At 58.8% G+C, this 25,342-nt stretch carries 16 protein-coding genes and 5 tRNA genes; 4 read left to right on the top strand and 17 right to left on the bottom strand.

The window, feature by feature from the left end; translation table 11 throughout:
* Positions 1-9 precede the first annotated feature (9 nt).
* From pnp to glyQ, 12 genes are all read right to left on the bottom strand, one after another.
* Positions 10-2,136, bottom strand: coding sequence for a polyribonucleotide nucleotidyltransferase (gene pnp, locus ORY85_RS10070; protein ID WP_274570850.1), 2,127 nt, complete (start codon positions 2,134-2,136; stop codon positions 10-12).
* A gap of 226 nt (positions 2,137-2,362) precedes the next feature.
* Positions 2,363-2,452 (bottom strand) — tRNA-Leu (locus tag ORY85_RS10075).
* A 132-nt stretch (positions 2,453-2,584) separates the two neighbouring features.
* Positions 2,585-2,658, bottom strand: a tRNA-Cys gene (locus ORY85_RS10080).
* A 45-nt stretch (positions 2,659-2,703) separates the two neighbouring features.
* Positions 2,704-2,779: transfer RNA gene (locus tag ORY85_RS10085), tRNA-Gly, on the bottom strand.
* Between the two features lie 19 nt (positions 2,780-2,798).
* A tRNA-Gly gene (locus ORY85_RS10090) sits at positions 2,799-2,874 on the bottom strand.
* A 22-nt stretch (positions 2,875-2,896) separates the two neighbouring features.
* Positions 2,897-2,972 (bottom strand) — tRNA-Gly (locus tag ORY85_RS10095).
* Positions 2,973-3,047: 75 nt separating this feature from the next.
* A complete protein-coding gene (pgsA, locus tag ORY85_RS10100) occupies positions 3,048-3,614 on the bottom strand; it encodes a CDP-diacylglycerol--glycerol-3-phosphate 3-phosphatidyltransferase (RefSeq protein ID WP_274571000.1) in 567 nt (188 codons plus the stop codon).
* Between the two features lie 154 nt (positions 3,615-3,768).
* Positions 3,769-5,829 carry a glycine--tRNA ligase subunit beta gene (glyS, locus tag ORY85_RS10105; RefSeq protein WP_274570849.1) on the bottom strand — a complete coding sequence of 687 codons (2,061 nt, stop codon included), beginning with the start codon at positions 5,827-5,829 and terminating at the stop codon, positions 3,769-3,771.
* A 251-nt stretch (positions 5,830-6,080) separates the two neighbouring features.
* Positions 6,081-8,042 (bottom strand): HAD family hydrolase, encoded by a 1,962-nt coding sequence (locus ORY85_RS10110; protein ID WP_338578073.1) that lies wholly within the window; start codon positions 8,040-8,042, stop codon positions 6,081-6,083.
* A gap of 37 nt (positions 8,043-8,079) precedes the next feature.
* On the bottom strand, positions 8,080-9,711 hold the full coding sequence (locus ORY85_RS10115) for a glycosyltransferase (RefSeq protein ID WP_274570847.1): 1,632 nt from the start codon (positions 9,709-9,711) through the stop codon (positions 8,080-8,082).
* A gap of 90 nt (positions 9,712-9,801) precedes the next feature.
* Complete coding sequence (gene msbA / locus ORY85_RS10120) at positions 9,802-11,655, bottom strand: lipid A export permease/ATP-binding protein MsbA (RefSeq protein WP_274570846.1); 1,854 nt, start codon at positions 11,653-11,655, stop codon at positions 9,802-9,804.
* Positions 11,656-11,778: 123 nt separating this feature from the next.
* Positions 11,779-12,690 (bottom strand): glycine--tRNA ligase subunit alpha, encoded by a 912-nt coding sequence (gene glyQ / locus ORY85_RS10125; RefSeq protein WP_274570845.1) that lies wholly within the window; start codon positions 12,688-12,690, stop codon positions 11,779-11,781.
* 172 nt (positions 12,691-12,862) lie between these two features.
* Here glyQ and ORY85_RS10130 point away from each other — a divergent pair, with 172 nt between their 5' ends.
* A complete protein-coding gene (locus tag ORY85_RS10130) occupies positions 12,863-13,423 on the top strand; it encodes an OmpA family protein (RefSeq protein WP_274570844.1) in 561 nt (186 codons plus the stop codon).
* A gap of 520 nt (positions 13,424-13,943) precedes the next feature.
* Here the strand turns inward: ORY85_RS10130 and dsbD are convergent.
* The 5 genes from dsbD to trkA form a co-directional block, all read right to left on the bottom strand.
* A complete protein-coding gene (gene dsbD, locus ORY85_RS10135; protein ID WP_274570843.1) occupies positions 13,944-15,722 on the bottom strand; it encodes a protein-disulfide reductase DsbD in 1,779 nt (592 codons plus the stop codon).
* 10 nt (positions 15,723-15,732) lie between these two features.
* Positions 15,733-16,281 (bottom strand): glutathione peroxidase, encoded by a 549-nt coding sequence (locus tag ORY85_RS10140; protein ID WP_274570842.1) that lies wholly within the window; start codon positions 16,279-16,281, stop codon positions 15,733-15,735.
* A 90-nt stretch (positions 16,282-16,371) separates the two neighbouring features.
* Positions 16,372-17,376 carry a quinone-dependent dihydroorotate dehydrogenase gene (locus tag ORY85_RS10145; protein WP_274570841.1) on the bottom strand — a complete coding sequence of 335 codons (1,005 nt, stop codon included), beginning with the start codon at positions 17,374-17,376 and terminating at the stop codon, positions 16,372-16,374.
* Positions 17,377-17,474: 98 nt separating this feature from the next.
* On the bottom strand, positions 17,475-18,929 hold the full coding sequence (locus ORY85_RS10150) for a TrkH family potassium uptake protein (RefSeq protein ID WP_274570840.1): 1,455 nt from the start codon (positions 18,927-18,929) through the stop codon (positions 17,475-17,477).
* 68 nt (positions 18,930-18,997) lie between these two features.
* Positions 18,998-20,398 (bottom strand): Trk system potassium transporter TrkA, encoded by a 1,401-nt coding sequence (gene trkA, locus ORY85_RS10155; protein WP_274570839.1) that lies wholly within the window; start codon positions 20,396-20,398, stop codon positions 18,998-19,000.
* A 242-nt stretch (positions 20,399-20,640) separates the two neighbouring features.
* On the opposite strand from trkA, the gene ORY85_RS10160 reads away from it, so the two are divergent.
* From ORY85_RS10160 to ORY85_RS10170, 3 genes are all read left to right on the top strand, one after another.
* Positions 20,641-21,357 carry a Slam-dependent surface lipoprotein gene (locus ORY85_RS10160; protein WP_274570838.1) on the top strand — a complete coding sequence of 239 codons (717 nt, stop codon included), beginning with the start codon at positions 20,641-20,643 and terminating at the stop codon, positions 21,355-21,357.
* 72 nt (positions 21,358-21,429) lie between these two features.
* Positions 21,430-22,839 (top strand): surface lipoprotein assembly modifier, encoded by a 1,410-nt coding sequence (locus ORY85_RS10165; RefSeq protein ID WP_274570837.1) that lies wholly within the window; start codon positions 21,430-21,432, stop codon positions 22,837-22,839.
* A gap of 152 nt (positions 22,840-22,991) precedes the next feature.
* On the top strand, positions 22,992-24,518 hold the full coding sequence (locus tag ORY85_RS10170) for a fumarate hydratase (RefSeq protein ID WP_274570836.1): 1,527 nt from the start codon (positions 22,992-22,994) through the stop codon (positions 24,516-24,518).
* Positions 24,519-25,342 lie beyond the last annotated feature (824 nt).

Genomic DNA, 25,342 nt, shown 5'->3' on the forward strand with positions numbered 1-25,342 from the left:
CCTGACTGCTTATTCGGCTGTTTCCGTACGCTCTTCGCGTGCCGGGGCTTCCAGCAGGGCTTTGATGGACAGGCGTACGCGGCCGCGGTCGTCCACTTCCAGTGCTTTGACTTTCACGCTTTGGCCGACTTGCAGATAGTCGCCGACGTTTTTCACGCGCTCGTGGGCGATTTGGCTGATGTGCACCAAGCCGTCTTTGCCCGGCATCACGGATACAATCGCACCGACATTGTTGTCGAGGATTTTCAGTACCGTACCTTCGTACACTTTGCCGACTTCCACTTCGGCCGTAATCTCTTCAATGCGTTTTTTCGCTGCTTCGCCCGCTTCGCCGGTAACGGCGGCGATGGTAACGGTACCGTCGTCTTCGATGTTGATTTCGGTACCGGTTTCGGCGGTCAGCGCGCGGATGGTTTCGCCGCCTTTACCGATGACGTCGCGGATTTTTTCAGGGTTGATTTTCATGGTGTAGAGACGCGGCGCGTGTTGCGACAACTCTTGCGGGCCTTCCACGGCGTTTTTCATCTGTTCCAGAATGTGCAGGCGGGCCTCTTTGGCCTGATCCAGCGCAATCTGCATGATTTCTTTGGTGATGCCTTGGATTTTGATGTCCATTTGTAGGGCGGTAACGCCTTCGGTGGTACCGGCCACTTTGAAATCCATATCGCCCAAGTGGTCTTCATCGCCCAGAATATCGGTCAGTACGGCGAATTTGTTGCCTTCCAGAATCAGACCCATGGCAATGCCGGCAACATGCGCTTTTAACGGCACACCGGCGGAGAGCAGGCTCAGGCAGCCGCCGCAGACGGAGGCCATGGAAGAGGAACCGTTGGATTCGGTGATTTCGGAAACCACGCGCATGGTGTAGCTGAAATCTTCCGGATCCGGCAGCACGGCAATCAAAGCGCGTTTGGCCAGACGGCCGTGGCCGATTTCGCGGCGTTTGGGCGGGCCCATGCGGCCGACTTCGCCGGTGGAATAGGGCGGGAAGTTGTAGTGCAGCATAAAGCGGTCGGAGTATTCGCCGCTGAGCGCGTCAATAATCTGCTCGTCGCGCGACGTACCCAGTGTGGCAACGGCCAAGGCTTGGGTTTCGCCGCGTGTGAACAGGGCGGAACCGTGGGTGCGCGGCAATACGCCGGTCTGAATGTCAATCGGGCGCACGGTGCGCGTGTCGCGGCCGTCGATGCGCGGCTGGCCGTCGAGAATCTGACCGCGGACAACGGCCGCTTCCAGATGTTTGAAAATGCCTTTGATTTCGTTGGCGGCCAGCGTGTCGGTTTCTTCGGTAATCAGCGCTTCTTTAACTGCTGCCCATGCTTCGTCCAGCTTCGCGCTGCGGGCCTGTTTCGAGCGGATTTTGAAGGCTTCGCCGATGGCGGCACCGGCAATTTCGCGCACTTTCGCCACCAGTTCTTCATTGGTTTCGGGCGCTTTCCAGTCCCAAACTTCGGGATTGACGGCATCGGCAAATTCATTGATGGCGCGGATCACGTCCTGCATCTGTTCGTGGCCGTACACCACTGCGCCGAGCATCACGTCTTCCGGCAGCACTTGGGCTTCCGATTCCACCATCAATACGGCTTTTTCGGTACCGGCCACCACCAGATCCAGCTGCGAAGCCGCCAGTTCGGTTTTGGTGGGATTGAGAAGATATCGGCCGTCTGAATAGCCCACGCGTGCCGCGCCGATGGGGCCGGCAAACGGTACGCCGGTCAGTACCAGCGCGGCCGATGCACCGATCATGGCGGGAATGTCGGAGTCGATTTCGGGGTCGAGCGAAACCACCATCGCTACGATTTGAATGTCGTGGTAGAAACCTTCGGGGAACAGCGGGCGGATCGGGCGGTCGATCAGGCGGCTGGTGAGGATTTCTTTTTCGCTCTGTTTGCCTTCGCGCTTGAAGAAGCCGCCGGGGATTTTGCCGGCCGCATAAGTACGTTCCAGATAATCGACGGTCAGCGGGAAAAAGTCCTGACCGGCTTTGACTTCTTTATTGGCGGTAACGGCAACCAGTACAACGGTGTCGCCCATGGAGACTTTAACGGCCGCCGAGGCTTGGCGTGCGATTTCGCCGGTTTCCAAAGTAACGGTCTGATTGCCGTATTGGAAGGATTTAACGTGTTTTTCAAACATGGATTTTCCTTTAAACAAAAAGATGCCGCCGGCCGCTAAAATACTAATGATGCACACTGAATCCGCTAATGTGCATGGTTAGAATTTCAGACGGCCTTTGGCGTACAGGGGATTGGCACACAGGGGTGCGCAAACGCCTTATTATGCCATAAATCGGTTTGCGGGGGAAAAGGGCGGGAGCGGGCGGAGACAGGCAAAAAAATAACCGCATCAAAGCGGTTGTTTGTGGTGCCCGGGACCGGAATCGAACCGGTACGCCCGTATTAGGGGCGACGGATTTTAAGTCCGTTGTGTCTACCAATTTCACCACCCGGGCGTATCCCGAACAGCATCGGAATAACGGAACTTGGAGGCGGGGGCGCGGATTTTAACCGGCCTGTATAAGGGTTGCACCCCTTATCGCATCAACACTCTGCCACCCCGCCGTAAAACGCTGTGCAAACAAGATTGGAGGCGGGAGTCGGAATCGAACCGGCGTAGACGGATTTGCAATCCGCTGCATAACCACTTTGCTATCCCGCCATAAAAGAAATTCAAGTTGCCGGGCTGTACAACTTGAATATAGATTGGAGCGGGAAACGAGTCTCGAACTCGCGACCTCAACCTTGGCAAGGTTGCGCTCTACCAACTGAGCTATTCCCGCGTTGTTTCAAGTAGCGTTGTGGAGCGGGAAACGAGTCTCGAACTCGCGACCTCAACCTTGGCAAGGTTGCGCTCTACCAACTGAGCTATTCCCGCATGATACTTGAAAAACAAACTGTGGAGCGGGAAACGAGTCTCGAACTCGCGACCTCAACCTTGGCAAGGTTGCGCTCTACCAACTGAGCTATTCCCGCATTTGATGCCGTGCATCAAAAGAAGATGCGCATTATAAATGATCCGGAAGGGCTGTCAAGGGGTGTGCGGCAAAATTATGGCTGAAATTCGCGCCAGGCCATTTTCAGGTAGTAGAACATCGACCACAGCGTGAGAACGGAAGCGGTAAACATCAGCAGATTGCCCCAGAAAATCAGGTTCAGGCCGAAGAAGTCGGGCGCGCCTGCCAAGAGCAGCAGAATGGCGGCCATTTGGGCGGCGGTTTTGAGTTTGCCGACGGTGGCGACGGCCACGCTGCTGCGCCGGCCTGTCTGCGCCATCCATTCGCGCAGGGCGGAGATGGTGATTTCGCGGCCGATGATAATCATGGCGTAGATGGCGGCGGTGCGGTCGAGCTTGACCAGTAAAATCAGGGCGACAGCCACCATCAGTTTGTCGGCCACAGGGTCGAGAAACGCGCCGAAATCGGAGGTTTGCTGCCAGCGTCTTGCCAGATAGCCGTCAAACCAGTCGGTAATGCCCGCAGCGGCAAAAACGGCGGCGGCCGCCCAATTGACAGTTTGCGGAGCAATCCAGCCGGCGGGCAGGTAGAACAGGACGGTAAACACCGGAACGAGCAGAATGCGCATCCAAGTGAGCAAAATGGGGATATTCCACGGCATGGCGGCGGGTTTGATCGGTTGGAGTGGCGGCATTATAGCGGGTTTGTGCCGATAAAGCAGTAAACCGCAGCATCGGGAACGGGGCGGGCGGAGGGCATAACAGACCGTCTGAAATATGCGCCGGACGGGCATTTTCAGACGGCCTTCGGGTGCGTTATTCCGCCAGCATGGCGATATCCGCTACGGCGTTCATCTGCTGTGCCAGCCGGTTCAGCAGGTTCAGGCGGTTTTGTTTGACGGCGGCATCGTCGGCCATCACCATGACTTTGTCGAAGAAGGCATCGACCTGCGGTTTGACGGCGGCCAGTTCGGACAAGGCCGTCTGAAAATCGCCGGCCGCCAGTGCGGCCTGCACTTTCGGTTCGAGGGTTTGCGCGGCGGCGTACAGGGCTTGTTCTTCGTCCTGCACCAGCAGGTTTTCATCGACCGCGCCCGGTGCGGTATCGGATTTTTTCAGCAGGTTCTGGACGCGCTTGTTGGCGGCGGCAAGTGCGGCGGCTTCGGGCAGGGCTTTGAATGCGGCCACGGCATGCAGTTTGGCTGCCAAGTTGTTCAGGCGGCTCGGTTTTTTGGCCAAAACGGCGGCGACAATATCTTGCGGGTAATCGTTTTGCAGCAGCACGGCCAGCCGCGCCTGCATAAAGTCGGCCACTTCGGACGGCGTGCCGTCGTTCAGCAAACCCTGCGGGAAGGCATCGAAGGCCGTCTGAATCAGCCCGTTGATGTCCAAATCGTTCTGCATCGCCATGCGCAGAATGCCCAGGGTGGAACGGCGCAGGGCGTAAGGGTCTTTGTCGCCGGTGGGCATCAGGCCGATGCCCCAGATGCCGACGAGGGTTTCCAGTTTGTCGGCCAGTGCGGCGGCGGTGGCAATCTTGCCTTCGGGCAGTTTGTCGCCGGCAAAGCGCGGCCGGTAATGCTGCTCGACGGCATCGGCGATTTCTGCGCTTTCGCCGTCGAGACGGGCGTAGTATTTGCCCATGGTGCCTTGCAGCTCGGGAAATTCGCCCACCATTTCGGTTACCAGATCGGCTTTTGACAGGCGGGTGGCGCGTTCGGCGGCCGCGGCATCTGCGCCCAGTTGTCCGGCAATGCTGCGGCTGATGGCGGCCAAACGCTCGATACGCTCGGCCTGGCTGCCGAGTTTGTTGTGGTACACCACTTGCGCGAGCTTGGGCAGGCGGCTTTCCAGCGTGGCTTTCTGATCCTGTTTGTAGAAAAATTCCGCATCGCTCAAACGCGCGCGCAGCACGCGTTCGTTGCCGGCAATAATGTGCGACGGGTCGGCGGTTTCCAGATTGGAAACCAGCAGGAAGCGGTTCATCAGTCTGCCGTCTGCATCGAGCAGCGGGAAGTATTTCTGGTTTTGCTGCATGGTGAGGATCAGGCATTCCTGCGGCACTTGCAGGAAGTGTTCTTCAAAGCCCGCTTCCAGCACCACCGGCCATTCCACCAGCGCGGTTACTTCGTCCAACAGGGCTTCGTCGGCGGCCACCGCCGCATTCAGACGGCCTGCCTGCTCGTTCAGGGCCGTCTGAATGGCGGCTTTGCGTTCGGCAAACGAGGCGATGACCCTGCCTTCGTTTTTCATCGTTTCGGCGTAGGTGTCGGCATGGGCGGGCGTAATCGGGCCGTCTGAAAGGAAGCGGTGGCCGAGCGTGGTATTGCCGCTCTGCAAACCCAATACGCTGACGTTGACCACTTCCGCGCCGTGCAGCACCATCAGGCCGTGTACGGGGCGCACAAAGGTAAATGTGCTGCTGCCCCAGCGCATCACTTTCGGAATCGGCAGTTTTTTCACCGCCTGATTGATAATGTCTTCCAGCAGTTCGCCCAGCGGTTGCCCGGTTTGCGTGTATTCGTAGGCAAACACGTCCTGCTTACCGTCGCTGACGGTTTTCAGGCTGCCTACATCTGTGCCGCACGAACGCGCAAAACCTTCCAGTGCTTTGGTCGGCACGCCGTCTTTCATACCGTTGGCCACCGCCGGGCCTTTTTTCACGATTTGCCGGTCGGCCTGCACCGACTTGACGTTTTGCACCTGCACGGCCAAACGGCGCGGCGAGGCATAGGCGGTATATTCTGCCGTGCCGTCAACCAGCTGCGCCTTTTCCAAGCCTTCGGCCACAGAGGCGGCAAAATGACTGCCCAAATGATTCAGGGCTTTGGGCGGGAGTTCTTCGGTGAGGAGTTCGATTAAGAGGGTTTGGGTCATGGGGAAACTTTCTATCGGCAAGAGAAACGGCAGGCACGGTCTGCATCCGTACCGCCGGACAGCCTGAATATATGCTTGTGCTGCGCAGGTTGCGGCCGGTCAGGCAAAACGGGCTTGATTATACACCATTCCGGGTATGGCATTAAACGGCAGACAGGGCGGCCGGAAGCGGTGTCCAAGATGCTTGGCCATATGCCTCAGGAGGCAGTTTTCAGACGGCATATTGTCCGATGCCGTCTGAAAAAACCGTTTTACCCCCGGTATTTTTTCGGCGAGAGATGGTTCCGGTAATAGAAGGCTTTCTTCCAGAAAGCGGCCTTTTTGGCGTTTCTGTATTTTTTGGTGCGCAGCAGCCGGTCGCGCAGGGGGAGTTTTTCGGCCAGTACCAGACGGCTCGAATTGTCGCCTGCGGCATCGGAGTGGGTTAAATCCGCCAGCAGGGCGATTTGTTCCCGGCTCGGATTGTCGGTCAGGTTGAAGAACGGTTTGGCCCAGGCGAGACTGTTCAGTGCCTGCAACGGGAACTGTTCCAGCAGGTAGGCATGGTTGCGGATAAACTGCAATACGCCTTCCTGTACTTCCAGTGCTTTGTACTCGTAATCCTGTTCCTGTGTATTTTTCTGCTCTAAAACCGGGACGATTTTACCCTGTCCGTCCTGTTCGTAGGCCAGTGTGGAACCGTCGGGGGAGGTCAGGACGAATTCCAACAGTTCGGCGCCGCCGCTTTGCAGGATACGGGCGTAGTCGGGCCGCTCGTGCAGGTTGCAGAGCCAGCCGGTCATGGTGCAGTTGTCGCGCATATTCTGCATGGCAGACGGGAAAAGCCCCAGGTAGAAACCTTTCAGGCAGGCCCGGTTGCCGCTGCCGGACAGGATTCTGGACAGAGCAGCCTGAATATTGCCCGACCAGCCGATGTCGATAACGGCCACTTTTTCTTTTCCTTCGGCCATGTCGGTAAAGTAGGGGGCGAAGCGGTTTCGGGTTTCTCGGCTTCGGGCGGCAATTTCCTGAAAGCAGGTGGCGAAAAACTGATAGACCCAGTGGTAGTTTGCTTCGGTCAGGACGGTGTCCGGCGACAGGCCGAATTGTGTCAGATTGGTTTGTACCTGCGACAAGTCCAGATGATAGTTTCTGCCGATGTCGGCGACGGTGCGTTTGGAGCGGCCGCCGATGAGGAAATGGAGCCTGTCCAGCGGGAAGTCGAGCAGGCTCAGCGGATAGACGGATTTGCGGGACAGGTAGACATATTCCGTGTTTTCCATGTTGTTGCCGAGCATTTGGTAAATCTGACGGATCAGGTAGGCATCGCGGGCAAAAAACAGGATTTTGTCCGGGCGGTACTGTGCCAGATGATGCTGCATCCACACGTAAAAGCCGAACATCAGCGGGCCGAATACGTCATGGCCGATTTTCCGGTAGTCGTTGTCCAGAGGGTATTTGGCACGGTATTGGGGCAGGTCCATGGCCTGAATGACGGATTCGGGGACGGCATCGGCAATGTCGGCGGTGTGGCGGGGGATGTTTTCGACTTTCGACCAGTCCGCGTGCCGGCCGGAGAGGCCGGCCTGTGCGGCCGCATGAACATCGGCGTGCATATTGTCGCCGAAGTGCAGCCAGGTTTTCGGGTTCAGGTTTAACCGGTCGCGCACCAGACGGTATAGCTCGCTGCTGTGTTTGTTGCAGCGGTGTTCGCCCGAAACGAATACGGTGTCGTCCCCGGCCTGTTCGTAGCCCAGGCTGTTCAGCATACCGGTCAGGAAGTCCCGGGAAAGATACATATCGGATATGAAGATGACTTTTTTGCCCGCATCGACAGCCTGACGGTACTGCCGGTAGCCGGTTGTGCTGCGGTACAGGAAGGTACGTTCCAATTCCAGCTCGGTTTCCTGCAATAACCGCCGTGTTTCGTCGGGAACGGCGTAGTCTGCGGCCAATTGGTCGTAGATTTCCTCAAAATTGATTTCCATATTCCCCTGGTAATCTGCCGCCCGTTTCAGACGGGCTTTGTATTCGCTGTCCCGTCGGATTGCGGGAAAGTTTTCGATCAGTTTCGGGTGGCGGAGTGCGGTTTCCGAGGTCATCAGGCGGCTTCTGACTGCATCGAAAACATCGGCAGGGGCGTAAACGAAACGGTGGACCAGTGTATCGAAGATGTCGAAACTGACGGTTTCGATATGTGCGGGCAGGGGCGGCAGGGGGGAGGTCATATCCATATCCTTTATTTTTTTGTCGCGGCGCGCCGGACGGTTTTTATTTCAGCAGGTTCATCAGTGTACCGATACCGGCCTGACCGTTTTGCAGATCACGGCGGAGCCATTTGTTTTCGAGATAAACGGTATACAGGGCGGTTTGGGCAATATCGGACGACAGGTTGCGGTGGCTCTTTTCCCGTACGGTTTCCCTGTGGTGGATAGCGGCCAGGGTTTCGCCCTGCAGCCAGATATCTTTTGCCGCCATGATTTTCAGGCAGAAATCCCAATCGCTCAAAACGGACAGGCCGGGGTCGAACAGTCCGGTTTCTTTGGCCGTTTTCAGGTCGAATAAAAAGCCGATCAGCGGGATAAAGTTGCCTTTACACAATTCGCGCAGCGACAGCAGGCCTGTGCCGATATGCTGGTTGTGGTTTTCGGTTTTTCTGATGCGGATGATATTGCCTTCCACATCTTCAACCACCCGGTTGACATGGCAGACCACACCGCCGATTTGCGGCAGCCTGAGGCCGACTTCCCGATAAGTCTGGGTGGCCCTCAACAGAAAATCGGGCGACCAAGTGTCGTCATCGTCGTGGAACGCGGCCAATTCGGTGTCGAGGTGCAGCAGGCCGGTGTTGGCGGCACGGGCGGGGCCGGCGGGCTGCGGCAGATGGATCAGTTCCAGCTGTCCGGGATATTCGGCCTGATAGGCTTCGGTCAGGCGGTTGATGCCGGCCGGTTCCGCACCGTCATTGATGATGACCAGCTGCCAGTGCGGGTAGCTTTGGCTGGTGATGCTGTCCAATGCCCGTTTGAGGAAAAACAGGCGGTCGGGGGCGGTGCGCAGAATAATGCCGACGCGGGGATTCTGCGGGGGGGGGGCGGTTAATGGCTCTTGGTTCTCCGGTTTCGATTCCATTTCGTTTTTCGATTCCATTTCGTTTATCCTGTTGATGAGATGGAAATATCCCAAATGGTGTTTTAAGAAGGCCGTCTGATTGTTCAGGTAGACCTGCTGCCAATCCCGTATCAGTTTTTCAGGCTGCGTTTGCAGGCCGTCCATCAGGGAGGTGTGGTCGTTCCGTTTGCGGTAGAAATACAGAACTTCCGGTATCCGGCAGACGCGGTCGTTGTCGGCGAGCAGCTTTATCCAGTAATCCCAGTCTTCATGGGTGGCCAGTTGTTCGTCAAAGCCGCCGGTGCGGCGGTAATCGGCCGCTTTGTGAACCGACGGGGTGGGAAAAGTGTTCCAGCGGAGCAGGTCGGGGTAATGGCGGTAGGGCGGCGGCGTGAACGCCCCCGTTTGCGCGTCGAAGCATTCGGTCAGGGGGTAGACCAATGCCAGATCCGGGTTTTCCCCGAAGCAGCGGATACTCTGTTCGATATAGGTCGGCCCGATTAAATCGTCGGCATCGAGAAAAACGAAATATTCGCCCCGGGCATGTCCGGCAGCGGTGTTGCGTGCGGCGGAAACGCCCCGGTTGGGCTGGCTGAACAGGCGGATATGCGGTTTGTCTGCGGCCAGTTTTTGCAGGTATTGCCGGTGTTCTTCTGCCGAACCGTCGTCCACGACAATGATTTCGATGTGGGGGTAAGTTTGGTTTTCAACCGATGCAATGGTCTCCCCGATATACGTTTTGCAGTTGTAATACGGGATCATGACGGAAACCAGTGGGGGTATTTTATTCATTAAATCAATCATTAACGTTTTTTGTCTGTGGTTGCCGGGCGGGCGGTTTTCAGACGGCCCGGGCAATATGGTGTTTGAGGCCGTCTGAAATCATGCGCCGCCCGCTTTGGGCATATTGCTCAATACGGCGTAGTAGCCGCCTTTGGCCAACAGCTCGGCATGGCTGCCCTGTTCGATGATTCTGCCCTCGTCCATGACGATGATGCGGTCGGCCTGTTCGACGGTGCTCAGGCGGTGGGCGACGATGATGCTGGTGCGGCCTTTCATCAGGCGTTCGAGTGCCTGTTGGACGAGGCGTTCGGATTCGTTGTCCAGCGCGCTGGTGGCTTCGTCCAGGAGCAGGACGGGGGCGTTTTTCAGGATGGCGCGGGCGATGGAGACGCGCTGCCGCTGGCCGCCGGAGAGTTGGCCGCCGTTGGCGCCGACGGGCTGGTGCAGGCCGAGCGGGTGTTTGCGGACCAGTTCGCCCAGGTTGGCGGCTTCCAGAGCGGCCATGACTTCTTCTTCGTCCGCTTCGGGACGGCTGTAACGGACGTTTTCAAACAGGCTGGTGTCGAACAGGAATGTGTCCTGCGAAACGAGGGAGAATTGGGTGCGCAGTTCGGCCAGCGGGACATCGGCGATGTCGGTGCCGTCCAGATAGACGGTGCCGCTGTCGGGTTCGACAAAGCGGGGCAGCAGGTTGACGAGGGTGGTTTTGCCGCTGCCGGAGCGGCCGACAAGGGCGGTTTTTTCGCCGGCGCGGATGTCGAGGTTGAAGTGGTCCAGTGCTTTGGGGCCGTCTTCGCGGTAGCGGACGCTGACGTTTTCGAATTTCAGACGGCCTTCGACGCGGTTCAGGCTGCGGGTGCCGCTGTCTTTTTCGGGGACGCGGTCGAGGAAGCCGCAGACATCGTCGGCCGCCAGAAACATGGTCTGCATGGGAATGCTGATGTTGGCGAGGTTTTTCACCGGCCCCAGCATTTGCAGCATGGCGACGATGAAGGCCATGAATTCGCCGATGGTGGTGTAGCCCTGCTGGCTCTGCCACAGGGCGACGAAGATGACGACGGCCAGGGCGAGCGAGGCGATCAGTTCGCTGATGGGCGATCGGGCGGCGGTGGCTTGGGTGATTTTTTTGTTCAGGCGCACCAGGGTCTGATTGACTTGGTTGAAGCGGGCGGCAGCCTGCGCCTGTCCGCCGAACATTTTCACCATGCGGTGGCCGAGATGGGTTTCGTTGACGACGTTGTTGAGCGAGCCGATGCTCTGCTGTGCGCCCGCAATGATGCTTTTGAGGCGGTTGCGGTAGTAGCGCGACAGCAGCGAGAGCAGGGGGAACATGACGGCGACCACGAGGCTCAGCTGCCAGTTGAGATAGATCAGGACGAAGACCAGACCGATGACGATTAAGGTGTCGCGGGTGAGTGTGATGAAGACGTTGCTGGCGTTGCTGATGGAGGTTTCGGCCATCTGGACCATGCTCATCAGCACGGTGCCGGAGGGGACGTCCTGATAGAATTTGGGCGGCAGCATCAGCATTTTGTCGAACATGTCGCGGCGCACATGGCTGACGGCCATCACGGACACCCATGTCATCAGGTAGGTGCTGATAAAGCGGCAGATGCCGCGTATGACGATCAGGCTGATGAAGAAAGCCGGCACAATCCAGATTTTTTCGGGCGTGCCCCAAATCCAGTACATGATCTGGTCTTTCCAGTTTTTCAGCGTGTCGATCAGGGTAGCGGCTTCGATCAGCTGCGGCGGGGCGGCAGGCGGCGCAAAGCCCTGATTGACGAGCGGGGCGATAAAGGCCGCCAGATAGCTTTCGGTGGCGGCCACGCCGACAATGGCGGCCAGCGCGGCGGCAATGCGCATTTTGTACGGCCGCACATAGCGCATCAGCCGCATAAAATTGTGCGTGTCCGCTTTGGTGAACAGGCCGAAAGTGAGTTTTTCTATCATAAAAGGTGTCCAGCCGCCGGGGCGGGGTTCAGGCTGCTGTTCAGACGGCCTGCGGGTATGGGTTTGTGTGGCCGGGCCGTCTGAAAACGGGTGTCTGCGGCAGGCGGCAATCCGAACGGGGATTCAGTTCTGTACGGGCTGCGTTTTGAGCAGCGGGAAGCCCAGTTTTTCGCGGCTTTCGACGAATTTTTGTGCCGCCGTGCGGCTCAATGCGCGGATGCGGCCGATGTAGGCGGCGCGTTCGGTAACCGAAATCGCCCCGCGCGCATCGAGCAGGTTGAACGTATGCCCCGCTTTCAAAACCAGCTCGTAGGCGGGCAGGGCAAGCTGTGCGTCTTCCGTTTCTAAAAGGCGTTTGGCCTGCGCTTCGTAGCCGTTGAACTGTGCCAGCAGCCATTGTGCGTCGCTGTGCTCAAAATTGTAGGCCGACTGTTCGACTTCGTTTTGGTGGTAAACATCGCCGTAGGTAACGGTGCGGCCGTCGGGCGCACGGTTCCACACCAAATCGTAAACGTTTTCCACGCCTTGCAGATACATGGCCAAACGTTCGATGCCGTAAGTGATTTCGCCCAAAACGGGGGTGCAGTCGATACCGCCGACCTGTTGGAAATAGGTGAACTGGGTAACTTCCATGCCGTTGAGCCACACTTCCCAGCCCAAGCCCCATGCGCCCAATGTCGGGTTTTCCCAGTCGTCTTCGACAAAGCGGATGTCGTGGACGGTGGGGTCGATGCCCAATTCTTTCAGGCTGTCCAGATAGAGATCCTGAATATCGGCAGGCGCGGGTTTTAAGGCCACTTGAAATTGATAATAATGTTGCAGGCGGTTGGGGTTGTCGCCGTAGCGGCCGTCTTTCGGGCGGCGGCTGGGCTGCACATAGGCGGCAGACCAAGGCTCGGGACCGAGCGCGCGCAGGCAGGTGGCCGGGTGGCTGGTACCCGCGCCGACTTCCATGTCGAAAGGCTGGATAACGGTGCAGCCTTTGCCGGCCCAGAACGTTTGCAGTTTGAAGATGATTTGTTGGAATGTGAGCATGGCGGAAACAGCAGTTGCGCTAAAAAGGTATTATTCTACTGTTTTGTTACCGTTTTGTGTATGCCTGCGGCTGCCGTTTGACGGTATGCCGCTTTATTTTCGGGGGCGTTTGGGTATAATGCGCGACGAATGAAATACTTGATGTCGGATTTGCAATCGAAAAGGAATGAAAATGTCTGATAACAACGATCACAAAGAGCAGCGCATCGGCCTGTGGCTGGCCGGCGGTGCGGCGGGTTTGACCGTACTGACCACGCTGTTTTTATCGGTGTGGGGCTGGGAGAACGGCAAAATCGAAGGCTCGCCCGCTTATGGCGCGGCCTCTGCGGCAGCGGGCGGCGGTGCGGCTTCCGCTGCGAGCAGTCCGGCCGAAGTGATTCTGGCAGCGGAAACCGTCGAAAGCGACGGTGCGCGCGTGGAAGTGATTGACGGTGTGGTGAAGTTCTATTTTGCCACCGGAAAATCCGATTTGGCCGCCGGTGCGTCCGACGCGCTGAAAGATGTGCTGGAAGGTGTGAAAGCGGGCAGAACGGCCGTGATTTCGGGCTACCACAGCGCAAGCGGCAGTGCGGCTTTGAACGAAGAGCTGTCGAAACAGCGCGCGTTTGCCGTGCGCGATGCCCTGCTGGGTTTCGGTGTGCCGGAAAGCCGGATCGAATTGCGCAAACCTGCCGATACGGAAGCGGGACAGGGCGCGCAAGCCCAGCGTGTCGAAGTCTTACTGGCCGATTGATGACGGAGGCCGTCTGAAACGCTGTCTGCATTTTGTCTGATGATTGGAAAAAAAACCGATTTCCGTTGCGGAATCGGTTTTTTTTTGCCGGTTGAAAAATATGCGGTAGGTCGGATTCTTGAATCCGACATTCTGTTTATCGGACAGAATACAGGCCGTCTGAAAACGGTATTTGTGCTGTGAAGATTCGCAGCATACGGCTTCCGGCAGTTTGCCGCCATCTGAATCGAAACCGGTTCCCCGAGGGAGAGACGGTTTTTTTGTTGCCGGCCGGGTTTGGCGGGAATCGGACGGTATGGTTTTCCGATTGGGTGGTGGTGTCGGATACGAGTATCCGACCTACGGTTGGAGCGTTTAGTACGGGGTAGGTCGGATTCTTGAATCTGACATTCTGTTTGTCGGACAGAATGCAGGCCGTCTGAAAACGGTATCAGCATTTTGTGTCGGATATGACCATCCGCCCTATGCCGTCTGAAAACCGTGCCGTGTTTTCAGACGGCCTGCCGTATCGGCGGTGTATTTAAGGATTGGCGGCGTTTTCGCGGTACCAGTCGATAAAGGCCTGCGGCTTGACGAAGCCCAGCAGCGGTTCGCTGCGGCTGCCGCTGCTTTTGAGCACGAAAATGCCCGGCGGGCCGAACAGGCCGTATTCTTTGAGCAGTGCCTGATGTTCGGGGGTGTTGGCGGTCAGGTCTATGGTGAAGAAACGGCGCATCGGTACGGCACGGGCAACGGCGGCATCGTTGAGGGTGCGCGCTTCCATCTGTTTGCATGCCACGCACCAGTCGGCATAGAAATCGAGCAGGACGGGGGTATCGGGCTCTTCGCGCAGGGCGCGGTCGATGGCGGCTTTCAGTTCGGCCACAGACTCCGTTTTCAGGCCGCGCTGCACGGCGGCGGTCTGCTGCGGGTAGAGGGAGAGCAGGCTGTGCAGGGCGGTGGTTTGGCCGCGCGCGCTCTGTATGCCGAACCAGCTGCCGCCCGCCAGCAGCAGAATGCCGGCTGTGCAGGCGGCAGCGGCGGCGTGCGTGGGAGCGGCGCGCGTTTTCAGACGGCCTGCCAGCAGCAGGACGGCGGGAACGAGCAGCAGCAGGGTGTAGAGTACCGCGCTGAGTGCGTAGGGCAGGAAGCCCGAGGCCAGATAAACGGCCACGCCCAAAAGCAGGAAGCCGAACGCGTATTTCACCGTGTTCATCCACGCGCCCGCTTTGGGCAGCAGGTGCGCGCCGAACGTGCCGATCAGAATCAGCGGCAGGCCGGTGCCCACCGCCATGGCGTACAGCGCGATACCGCCGAGCGCGGCATCGCCGGTTTGGCCGATGTAGCCCAGCGCGAATGCCAGAGGCGGTGCCACGCAGGGGCCGACAATCAGTGCGGAGAGCATGCCCATGCCGAATACCGATGCGGCGCGGCCGCCCGATAAGCGGTTGCTCTGCTGCTGGAAGTAGCTCTGCCATGCGGCGGGCAGTTGCAGGTTGAATACGCCGAACATGGACAAGGCCAAAACCACCATCACGGCAGCGGCGGCCAAAACCACCCAAGCCTGTTGCAGCCATACGGTCAGCAGCGATCCGGTCATGCCTGCCAATACGCCGACCAGTGTGTAGGTCAGCGCCAGCCCCTGCGTGTACAGCAGCGTCAGCACGAAAGCGCGCCGTTTACCGCTCTGCGGCCCGCCGACCACGATGCCGGACACAATCGGAATCAGCGGATACATACAGGCGGTAAAACTCAAACCCAGTCCGGCGAAAAAAAAGGCCGCCAGATTGCGGCCCAAGGTATCCCGAGACAATGTGAAGCGGCCGCTGTCCGGTACGGGCGGGCGGGCGGCGGGAGCGGTAAACGGATTGGCTGCTTTGGCCGGCGGGCGGTACAGCCCTTCGCCCGTAATGTCGAACGAGATTTGCGCGGGCGGATAGCACACGCCGACATCGGCACAGCCCTGATAAGTCAGGGTCAGGCGGTAGGGCGCGTCGGGTGTTTTGGTATAGGGCCAGAGAATCTGTGCCGCATGGTAATAAACCGGCTGGCGGCCGAAAAATTCGTCTTCTTTCTCTTCGGCCGGACTGAATACCGGCGAGCCCAAGGCAGCATCGGGGTCGGTCTGCGCTTCGAGTTTGGCCTGATAGAGATAGTAGCCGTCGGCGATTTGGAACTGCACGTTCAGGCCGCTGCCGCCTGCCTGCACCTGCGGCACAAACGCCGCTTCGGGCGGCAGCAGTTTTGATGCGTCGATGGCGTACGCGCTGTGGCACAGGGCAAAGAGGCTGAGTAAAAAGGCGAAGAAACGTTGCGGCATGGCGGATTCTTTATGCGGGTTGGGACAGCAGTTTTTCGACGGCACCGGCCAGATCGGCGGGTTTTTCGCTGGGTGCGTAGCGCGCGACGACTTGGCCTTGGCGGTTGATCAGGAATTTGGTGAAATTCCATTTGATGTCGCTGCCTTCGCGTTTTTCGCCGATGGCGGCAAGTTTGAGCAGCAGCTCTTTGAACGCCGAACCGCCCGTATCTTCTGGTTGTTGTGTTTTAAGCCAAGTATAGAGCGGGTGTTCGTTTGCGCCGTTGACATCGATTTTGTCGAAAATCTTAAATTCGGTGCCGAATTTGAGTTGGCAGGTTTGCGCGATTTCGCCTGCGTTTTCGGGAGCCTGTCCGCGGAACTGGTTGCACGGGAAATCGAGAATTTCCAAACCCTGCGCGCGGTAGGCGGCGTAGAGCTGTTGCAGTTCGGTGTATTGCGGGGTCAGGCCGCAGCGGGTGGCGGTATTGACAATCAGCAGGACTTTGTCCCGGTAGTCGGACAGGCTGACGGGGCGGCCGGCGGCATCGGGCAGGGTAAAATCGTATAATTTGCTCATGGCGGTTTCCTTATGGTTTTGCGGCGGCGCATAGGCCGCCTGAAATGATAGTGTGCCGCACGATTTCGGCGTAACAGAAGCGGGCCGGGATCAGCGGCAGTGCGCCAGACATTCGCGCACGAGTTCGGGGCCGCGGAATACCAGCCCGCTGTACATCTGTACGGCATCGGCACCGAGTGCCAGTTTTTCGGCGGCGTGGCGGCCTTCGGTAATGCCGCCGACACCGATCACCGGCAGACGGCCGTCCAGATGCTGCACCAGCAGTTTTAAGACGGCATTGCTTCGGGCGCGTACCGGCGCACCGCTCAAACCGCCCGCTTCGCCAGCCAAGGGGTGTGTGCCGAGTGCGCTTTTGTCGATGGTGGTGTTGGTGGCGATGATGCCGTCCATTTCCACGTTTTTCACGACATGGGCGATGTCGGCGATTTGGCTTTCGTCCAGATCGGGCGCGATTTTGACCGCCAGCGGCACATAGCGGCCGTGGGCGGCGGCAAGGTGTGCCTGACGGTTTTTCAGCGCGTCCAGCAGGCGGCTCAGTTCGTCGCTGCCTTGCAGGGCGCGCAGGTTTTTGGTGTTCGGCGAGGAAATATTGACGGTAATGTAGGCGGCGTGGGCGTAGGCTTTATCCAGACAGATTAAGTAGTCGTCGGCCGCGTTTTCCAGCGGGGTGGCGGCGTTTTTGCCGATGTTGATGCCCAAAACCCCTTGGAAGCCGCTGCGCGTGATGTTGGCAACGGCGGCATCGATGCCGTGGTTGTTGAAGCCCATGCGGTTGATGACGGCCTGATGTTCGGGCAGGCGGAACAGGCGCGGTTTGGGGTTACCCGCCTGCGGTTTGGGGGTAACGGTGCCGATTTCGATAAAGCCGAAGCCCAAGGCGGCCAGTTCGTTGATGTATTCGCCGTTTTTGTCCAGCCCTGCCGCCAGTCCGACGGGGTTGGGCAGGTCGAGACCCATCAGGCGGGTGGGGCGGGTGTGTGCGTCGGTGCGCGGCAGCAGGCCTAAGCGGTGTGCCTGTTTGAGGGCGCAGAGTGTGCGGTGGTGGGCGGTTTCGGCGTCGAATTTGAACAGCAGCGGGCGGATAAAACGGTACATGGCTGGCGGCGGGGAAAATAAAGGCCGATTCTACCTGAAAGCAGGCCGTCTGAAAAATGAGGGGGCGGTTTTCAGACGGCCTGTCGGGTTCGGGCGGTTTATTTGCGCCAGTAGGCGGGTGTGAGCAGGATAAAGACGGTGAAGATTTCCAGCCGCCCCAGCAGCATCACGGCGGTGCACAGCCATTTTTGCAGGCCGGAGAGTTCGGCGTAGCTGTAAGCGGGGCCGACCATGCCCAGGCCGGGACCTGCGTTGGTAATACAGGCCAGTGTGGCGGAGAGGGCGGTAATAAAGTCCAGCCCGCTCGCCAGCAGTGCCAGCGTAAAGACGACGACGGTCATGAAATAGACAAATACAAACGCCATCACGGCCATGGCCGTGCGTTCGGAAACCGACCGGCGGTTGATTTTGACGTTGTGCACCGCATTCGGGTGCAGAAGCAGCAGCATTTCGCGCAGGCTGAATCTGGCCAAAACGATGGCGCGTGCCAGCTTGATGCCGCCGCCCATCGAGCCAGTGTTGGCCAGAATATTGGCGAGGAAAAACATCCACAGGCTGACAATCAGCGGCCACGAGCCGAAGTCGGCATTGGCAAAGCCGTTGGCTAGGCCGATGGAGGTCAGGTTGAAGGCGGTGTAGCGCAGTGCGTCGGGTAGGGGGTAATAGCCCGTCTGCCACAAATAAAGTGTGCAGACGGCGATGCTGGCGGCCAGAAACAGCAGCATGGTGCGCACTTCTTCGTGCCGCCAGTAGGGTTTGAGCGATTTTTCGCGCCAAGCGGTGAAGTGGGCGGCGAAATTGGCAGCGGCCAGAACCGTGGCGGCGGTGATGACGGCTTCGATGGCGGGCGAGTCGAAAAAGGCGATGCTGTTGTCGTGGGTGGAAAAACCGCCCAGCGCGAACGTGGACATGGCGTGACAGACGGCATCGAACCAGCTCATGCCCGCCGCTTTGAGTGCCAGACAGGTGGCGGCGGTGAAGGCCAGATAAATCAGCCACAGCCGTTTGGCCGTCTGCGAGATGCGCGGTGCCATTTTGCTGTCTTTGTCGATGCCGGGGATTTCGGCTTTGAACAGCTGGGTGCCGCCCACGCCCAGCATGGGCAAAATGGCGACGGCCAGAACGATGATGCCCATGCCGCCCAGCCAGTTCATCATATGCCGCCAGAAATTGAGCGAGGGGGCGAGTGTGTCGAGGCCGGTGATGACGGTGGCGCCGGTGGTGGTCAGGCCGCTGACCGCTTCAAAAAAGGCATCGGTATAGCTGATGTTGGGGAAATAAACATACAGCGGCAGCGAGGAAATGGCGGCAAAACCCAGCCACAGCATCACCACCAGCGTGAAGCCGTCGCGCGGGCGCAGTTCGCGTTCGTGCCGCGCGGTCAGAAGGGCGGTAATCAGCGAGCCGGCAAAGGTGGCTGCGGCCGTGGCGGCGAAAGCGGAAAATGCGTCGTCGCGGTAGATAAAGGAAACCAGCGTCGGTACCAGCATCACCAGCGCATACAGAATGCCCAGTTTGGCCAGGACGTGGATAATCGGAATAATTTTGTGCATGGTCGTGCCTGATTGAGTTTGGCGGCCGTCTGAAAATCGGGCTGCGTACCGTTTCAGACGGCCTTTTGTCAGCCGAAAAAGCCCACTTTCACCTGAATCAGCTTTTCCAAATCCGGCAGCACGCGGCGGCGCGATACGAAGAAAATCAAATGGTCGCCGTCCATCATGACCGCGTCTTCCTTATGACCCATGACAACGGTTTCGCCGCGCACCAGCCCGGCAAAGTGGCAGCCCTGCGGCCAGCGGACTTCCGATATGCGACGGCCGACCAGTGCGGACGTTTCCGGCGTGCCGTGCACCACCACTTCAACCGCTTCCGCGCTGCCCCGGCGCAGCGGGTGGATGGCGGCCACGTCGCCGTGGCGGATATGCGCCAGAATGCCGCCGATGGTAATCAGGTGCGGCGACACCACAATATCGATCTGGTTGCCTTCGAGCAGGTCCACATAGCGCGAACGGTTGATAATCGTGACCACGCGGCGGGCACCCAAATCTTTGGCCAGCAGGCTGGACATAATATTGTTTTCGTCGTCGTTGGTTAAGGCGAGGAAAACGTCGATTTCGTCGATGTATTCTTCGGTCAGCAGGTTTTCGTCGGTGGCAGAGCCCTGCAAAACCAGAGCGTTGTTCAGATTGTCGGCCAGCCAGTGGGCACGGGCGGGGTTGTTTTCGATGATTTTGATGTCGTAGAGCTGCTCCGCCTGCTTGGCCAGGCGGTAGCCGATGTTGCCGCCGCCCGCAATCATCACCCGCCGCGTGCGCTGTTCGTTCGGACGCAGCTCGCGCATGATGGTTTTGACATGGCGGCTGTCGGCGAGGAAACAGATTTCGTCGTCTTCGATAATCACGGTTTGCGCCGAGGGCACAATCAGGCGGTCGTTGCGGTAGATGGCGCAGATTTGGCAGTCCACATTTTCGGGCAGGTGGCCGTTGATTTCGGCAATCGGCCGGTTGATCAGCAGGCCGCCGCTTTGCGCGCGCAGCACCACCATACGCGCTTTGTCGTCGGCAAAACGCAACACCTGCAATGCGCTGGTGTAGCTCAACAGCGCGGCCAGCCGTTCGGTTACCAGCTGCTCGGGGCTGATGGTTTCGGTAACGTCGAATGCCTGCCATGTGCCGGCTTCATCTTCGCGGCCGCCGTCAAATTCCAGATAGTCGGTTTGGCGCACGCGCGCGATGCGGTAGGGAATATTGAAAACGTCTGCCGCTATTTTGCAGGCAACCAGATTGGTTTCGTCAAAACGGGTCAGTGCCAGCAGCATATCGCAGTCGGCCGCGCCCGCAGCGGCCAGCACCGAGGGGGAAGCGCCGTTGCCGACAATGGTCTGCACATCCAGATGGCTGCCCAGATTGCGCAGCGCCGATTCGCTCGGGTCGATAATCGTAACGTCGTTATTGGGCAGGGCGGCCAGATTGTGCGCCACCGTCGAGCCGACCTGTCCGCTGCCGAGAATGATGATTTTCACAATAGATGCCGGTTGCCGAACCGGGTCAAGAAGTTGGAAGCGGCGTATTTTAGCGCGTTTGGGGCGCAAGCAGTATCTGTTTCCCGCCTTTTTGCAACAAAGTGAAAAATATGGATAGAAGGCTTGACTTTTTCTTGACTTTCGGGGGGTAGACGGTATAGTACGGGCTTTACGGCCGTCTGAATTCAGGTATCGGCTGCCATGCGGTTTTTATCTGGAAACCAATCAAAGGAGCAACTGTAATGAAAGTGTATCAACTGGGTATCTTGTCTGTGGCGGCCGTATTCGGCCTCGCTGCCTGCGGCAGCGGTGGCGGCAGCGCACCCGCAACCACGTCCACCCCCTCTCAGACTGCGCCGTCAAAACCGGCGGTGCCGTCCACGCCGACGACTCCTGTGCCGCCTGCCGCCGGCGCGGTGTCCGGCAATTATCTGAAAAACGGTGCCGTGCAGCAGACGAACGGCAGCAGCCGTGATGTGTTGGTGGTGGACGGCAAAGAGATTGCGCTGGTCTCTCCGGGGGTTATTTCCGGTGGGTTTACCAATCTCAGCGGCAACGTAGTCAGCGGCAGCCATATGTCTTATGCCCGCTACGGTTCGGTGGCGGCCGACGGCACCCGTTACACTTTCGCCCAAGGCGCGCCGACTGCCGATATGCCGGCCAACGGCGTGGCGACGTATAACGGATTGGCGCTGCATATTCAGAACGGTCAGCAACCGAATACCAGAGGAACTTCCCGATTCACGGTCGATTTCGGCCAAAAAACCCTGAGCGGAACCATCAGCGGTGTCGGCACCGATGTGGACCTGCAAGGTGCCATCAGCGGCAATACCTTCCAAGGCACGCATAACGGCACTGCCGTCAGCGGCGGTTTCTACGGCCCGGGTGCGGCCGAACTGTCCGGCACATACCGCAACAGCGCGCAAGGCTTTGAAGGTGCGTTCGGCGCGGCAAAATAATCTGCGGATTGGATGCCGTTCTGCCCCGTCTGCGGACGGGGCTTTTGTCTGCCTGAAAAGCGGAAGATGGAGATGAAGTGTTTGTTGGTGATGGCCGGGTTGGTGCCTGCCGTTGCGGCCGCCGTGCCGGTGCAGGATACGCCTGCCGCATTCGATCTGGACAGCCGCCGTTTGGAGCAGTCTCTGGCCGCAGAAGCCGCGCCGGAAGAAAATGAGCCGGCAGCGCAGGTGCGCCATATGTCGTCCGCAGAGCTGGCGCGGCAGCCCGAACTGTTGGAGCGGGCCTTGGATTCGGCGGTGGCCGCACGCAATCTGGAAGCCGTCCGCCTGCTGCTGCCGCTTTACCGCGCGCAGCCGGAACATGATGTTCTGCTGGTGCGTTATGCACAGGCGGAGCTGGCGTTTTCAGACGGCCTCTACGGCGAAGCGGCGGCGCAATACCGCGCCATGATTGCCGCGCGGCCGGAGTTGACGCCGGTACGCCTGCGTTTGGCCGAGGCTTTGGCTGCCGATGCGCAGACGGAAGCAGCGCGCGATCAGCTGGACAAAGTGGCGGCCGATGCCGCGCTGCCGCCCGAGGCGGGACAGCGTGCGGACGTGCTGCGCGGCGAACTCGACAGGCTGTACCGCCTCCGTACCGATTTCGGCCTGCGCTATCTGCATGAAAACAACGTCAATCAGGCACCTGATGTGCGCGAAATTCCTTATGGGAGCGGCACTCTGCGGCTGTCCGAACCCGAAAAAGCGCGCGGTTTCGCCTACCGCGCTTCGCTGGAAAAGGATTATGCCGCGGGCGGACGCTGGTCGTGGCGCGTGCAGGCGGGCACGTTCGGCAAGTTTTATTGGGACAACCGCCGCTACCGCGACGACAATCTGTCTGCCGGTGCGGGGGTGCAGTGGCGGAGCGGGCGGGGGGAATGGCAGCTGATGCCGTTTTACGAATACCGCCGTTTCGGCGGGCAGTCCTATTCGCGCGGCTACGGTGCGGCCATGGCGGGCAATTACCGTCCGGCACCGCGCTGGCAGGTTTTCGCCGCCGCCCGTGCGGGCAGGCGGGTGCACGATACGCGCCGGTATTTGGACGGCAGCCGCCTGTCGGCTTCGGCAACCGTGCTGTACCGTGTTTCACCGCGGCAGTCCTGGTTCGCGGGTGCCGACCGGCAGCACGAAAATGCGCGCGATGCTTCGGAAGCCTACCGGCGCACGGGTTGGCGTATCGGCACTTTGCAGGAATGGCGCGGCGGTCTGTCGGTATGGGCGCAGGCTGCCTATGCCCGCCGCGAGTACCGTGCGCCGGACATATTCGCCGTCAGGCGTGCCGACAGCGAATACGAAATGCAGGTGTCGGCCTGGCACCGTTCGCTGCATCTTTACGGCCTGACCCCGCGCCTGACGGCAGTGTGGAACCGCAACCGCAGCAACCATTTTTTCTACCGCCGGGAAAACCGCCAACTGTTTATCGAGCTGAATAAAACGTTTTAGCGGATGGCGCGTGGATACGGCGGTTGCGAAATTCCGTGCATCGGCAGCAGTTCGCGATTAGAATAGGCCGTCTGAAAATACTGCCCCGAGGCGGCGTTTTCAGACGGCCTTTTTTGGACGGAAAACAAACATAAGCGAAACAGGAACGCAACATGACGGTCATCAAACAGGAAGATTTCATTCAAAGCATTGCCGATGCTTTCCAATTTATCAGTTACTACCACCCGGTCGATTATATTCAGGCACTCTACAAGGCGTGGCAGAAAGAGGAAAACCCCGCCGCCAAAGATGCGATGACGCAGATTCTGGTCAACAGCCGTATGTGCGCCGAAGGCTGCCGCCCGATTTGCCAGGACACGGGCATTGCCACCGTGTTTCTGAAAGTGGGCATGAATGTACGCTGGGACGCGCAGATGAGCGTGGCCGAGATGGTCAATGAGGGCGTGCGCCGCGCCTATACCCACCCCGACAACGTGCTGCGCGCGTCGGTGCTGGCCGACCCGGCGGGTAAGCGGCAAAACACCAAAGACAACACCCCCGCCGTGATTCATATGGAAATCGTGGCGGGCGACAAAATCGAAGTGACCTGCGCGGCCAAAGGCGGCGGTTCGGAAAACAAATCCAAGCTGGCGATGCTCAATCCGTCCGACTCGATTGTCGATTGGGTGTTGAAAACCATTCCCACGATGGGCGCGGGCTGGTGTCCGCCGGGTATTTTGGGCATCGGCATCGGCGGCACGCCCGAAAAGGCCGCTCTGCTGGCCAAAGAAAGCCTGATGAGCCATGTCGATATTCACGAATTGCAGGAAAAAGCCGCGTCGGGTGCAGAATTGTCCGCGGTGGAAAAACTGCGTTTGGAGTTGTTTGAAAAAGTGAACGCGCTGGGTATCGGCGCGCAGGGTTTGGGCGGTTTGACCACCGTTTTGGACGTGAAAATCCTCGATTATCCGACCCACGCCGCGTCCAAGCCGGTTGCCATGATTCCCAACTGCGCGGCCACCCGCCATGTGGAATTTGAATTGGACGGTTCGGGGCCGGTGAATCTCGTGCCGCCGAGCCTCGACGACTGGCCGGACATCACTTACAACCCCGAAAACGGTATCCGCGTGAATGTGGACGAATTGACCAAAGCCGATGTGGCGCAATGGAAAACGGGCGATGTACTGCTGCTGAACGGCAAAATCTACACCGGCCGCGATGCTGCCCACAAACGCATGGTCGATATGCTGGACAAGGGCGAAACACTGCCGGTGGATTTCCGCAATAAAATCATTTATTACGTCGGCCCCGTCGATCCCGTCCGCGACGAAGTGGTGGGTCCTGCCGGACCGACCACTGCCACGCGCATGGACAAATTCACCCGCCAGATGCTGGAACAGACCGGCCTGTTGGGCATGATCGGCAAATCCGAACGCGGCGCGGAAGCCTGCCGTGCGATTGCCGACAATCAGGCGGTTTACCTGATGGCGGTGGGCGGATCGGCCTATCTGGTTGCCAAGGCCATTAAAGAGGCCAAAGTAGTGGCGTTTGAAGACTTGGGCATGGAAGCGATTTACGAATTTGAGGTCAAAGATATGCCGGTTACCGTAGCGGTCGATTCAGACGGCCTTTCCGTACACGCCGTCGCGCCCAAACAATGGCAGGAAAAAATCGGCATCATTCCGATTGACCCCGCCTGAATCATGCACGGATAAACCCGCTGCGTGAAGCAGAACCGCCGCCAAACCGGCGGTTTTGTCTGCCGCCGCCGGAAGGTGTTTCAGACGGCCTTTGTCGCGTCTGCAGGAAGGCCGTCTGAAAACTCAGGTTTGCCGGATTTTGCATTCAAAGTAGGTCGGATTCTCGAATCCGACAAACATCAAAAATCCGAAAACATCAAAAGGCGGCCAAGTCGGATTCCGGAATCCGACTGACAATCAGCATCGGGGTATTAGCGGAATTTCCCCGAATACGGCAAGCAATTGCCGCTGCTGCTGCATCATTTGCCGGGCGATGAGCAAATCCGATACGATAAATACCATGCCGTCATTTGCTGTATTCCGCTGTCCGACTTGGGGCAGACGTAGGCCGGATTCTCGAATCCGACAATACTCAAGATTTGGCAAACGTACTGTACCGGCATACGAGAAAAGAATATGCACTTGCCGATAGGGCACGGCTTCAATGGCCGGGTGTCATTCTCAACCAGCGTGCCCTTTCCGGTGAAATGAAAACGGCAGCGGATTTGGTGCCATACCTTAACGCGCCTGCTGCCAAGCGGCACAGCACGGACGCTGGCGGTTCGGCAGGAGGCGGTCGGTGTGCGGGTCGGGCGGTTCAGACGGCCTTCGGCGAAGGCTCCCTGCGCCATGCGGCATGTGTGCGTCCGAAATGCCGGAGTCCGGAGGCAGCGTGCCGGTATGTGTCCCGACGGTGGCAATATGGCGGCCACTGTCGGATTCAAGAATCCGGCCTGCCCGGACAGGAACTTGCTTCTGCCGCCCGCTTGCTTTAAAGTTCAGCC

It is taken from the genome of Neisseria leonii, from assembly GCF_028776105.2.
Lineage (GTDB): Bacteria > Pseudomonadota > Gammaproteobacteria > Burkholderiales > Neisseriaceae > Neisseria > Neisseria leonii.

Bases quoted from the DNA above. Each gene is read 5' to 3' on its own strand.
- msbA (WP_274570846.1), bottom strand. From the start codon at position 11,655: ATGATAGAAAAACTCACTTTCGGCCTGTTCACCAAAGCGGACACGCAC.
- ORY85_RS10170 (WP_274570836.1), top strand. From the start codon at position 22,992: ATGACGGTCATCAAACAGGAAGATTTCATTCAAAGCATTGCCGATGCT.
- ORY85_RS10165 (WP_274570837.1), top strand. From the start codon at position 21,430: ATGAAGTGTTTGTTGGTGATGGCCGGGTTGGTGCCTGCCGTTGCGGCC.
- glyQ (WP_274570845.1), bottom strand. From the start codon at position 12,690: ATGCTCACATTCCAACAAATCATCTTCAAACTGCAAACGTTCTGGGCC.
- ORY85_RS10150 (WP_274570840.1), bottom strand. From the start codon at position 18,929: ATGCACAAAATTATTCCGATTATCCACGTCCTGGCCAAACTGGGCATT.
- ORY85_RS10160 (WP_274570838.1), top strand. From the start codon at position 20,641: ATGAAAGTGTATCAACTGGGTATCTTGTCTGTGGCGGCCGTATTCGGC.
- dsbD (WP_274570843.1), bottom strand. From the start codon at position 15,722: ATGCCGCAACGTTTCTTCGCCTTTTTACTCAGCCTCTTTGCCCTGTGC.
- pgsA (WP_274571000.1), bottom strand. From the start codon at position 3,614: ATGCCGTGGAATATCCCCATTTTGCTCACTTGGATGCGCATTCTGCTC.
- ORY85_RS10130 (WP_274570844.1), top strand. From the start codon at position 12,863: ATGTCTGATAACAACGATCACAAAGAGCAGCGCATCGGCCTGTGGCTG.
- ORY85_RS10145 (WP_274570841.1), bottom strand. From the start codon at position 17,376: ATGTACCGTTTTATCCGCCCGCTGCTGTTCAAATTCGACGCCGAAACC.
- pnp (WP_274570850.1), bottom strand. From the start codon at position 2,136: ATGTTTGAAAAACACGTTAAATCCTTCCAATACGGCAATCAGACCGTT.
- ORY85_RS10110 (WP_338578073.1), bottom strand. From the start codon at position 8,042: ATGGATATGACCTCCCCCCTGCCGCCCCTGCCCGCACATATCGAAACC.
- ORY85_RS10140 (WP_274570842.1), bottom strand. From the start codon at position 16,281: ATGAGCAAATTATACGATTTTACCCTGCCCGATGCCGCCGGCCGCCCC.
- glyS (WP_274570849.1), bottom strand. From the start codon at position 5,829: ATGACCCAAACCCTCTTAATCGAACTCCTCACCGAAGAACTCCCGCCC.
- ORY85_RS10115 (WP_274570847.1), bottom strand. From the start codon at position 9,711: ATGAATAAAATACCCCCACTGGTTTCCGTCATGATCCCGTATTACAAC.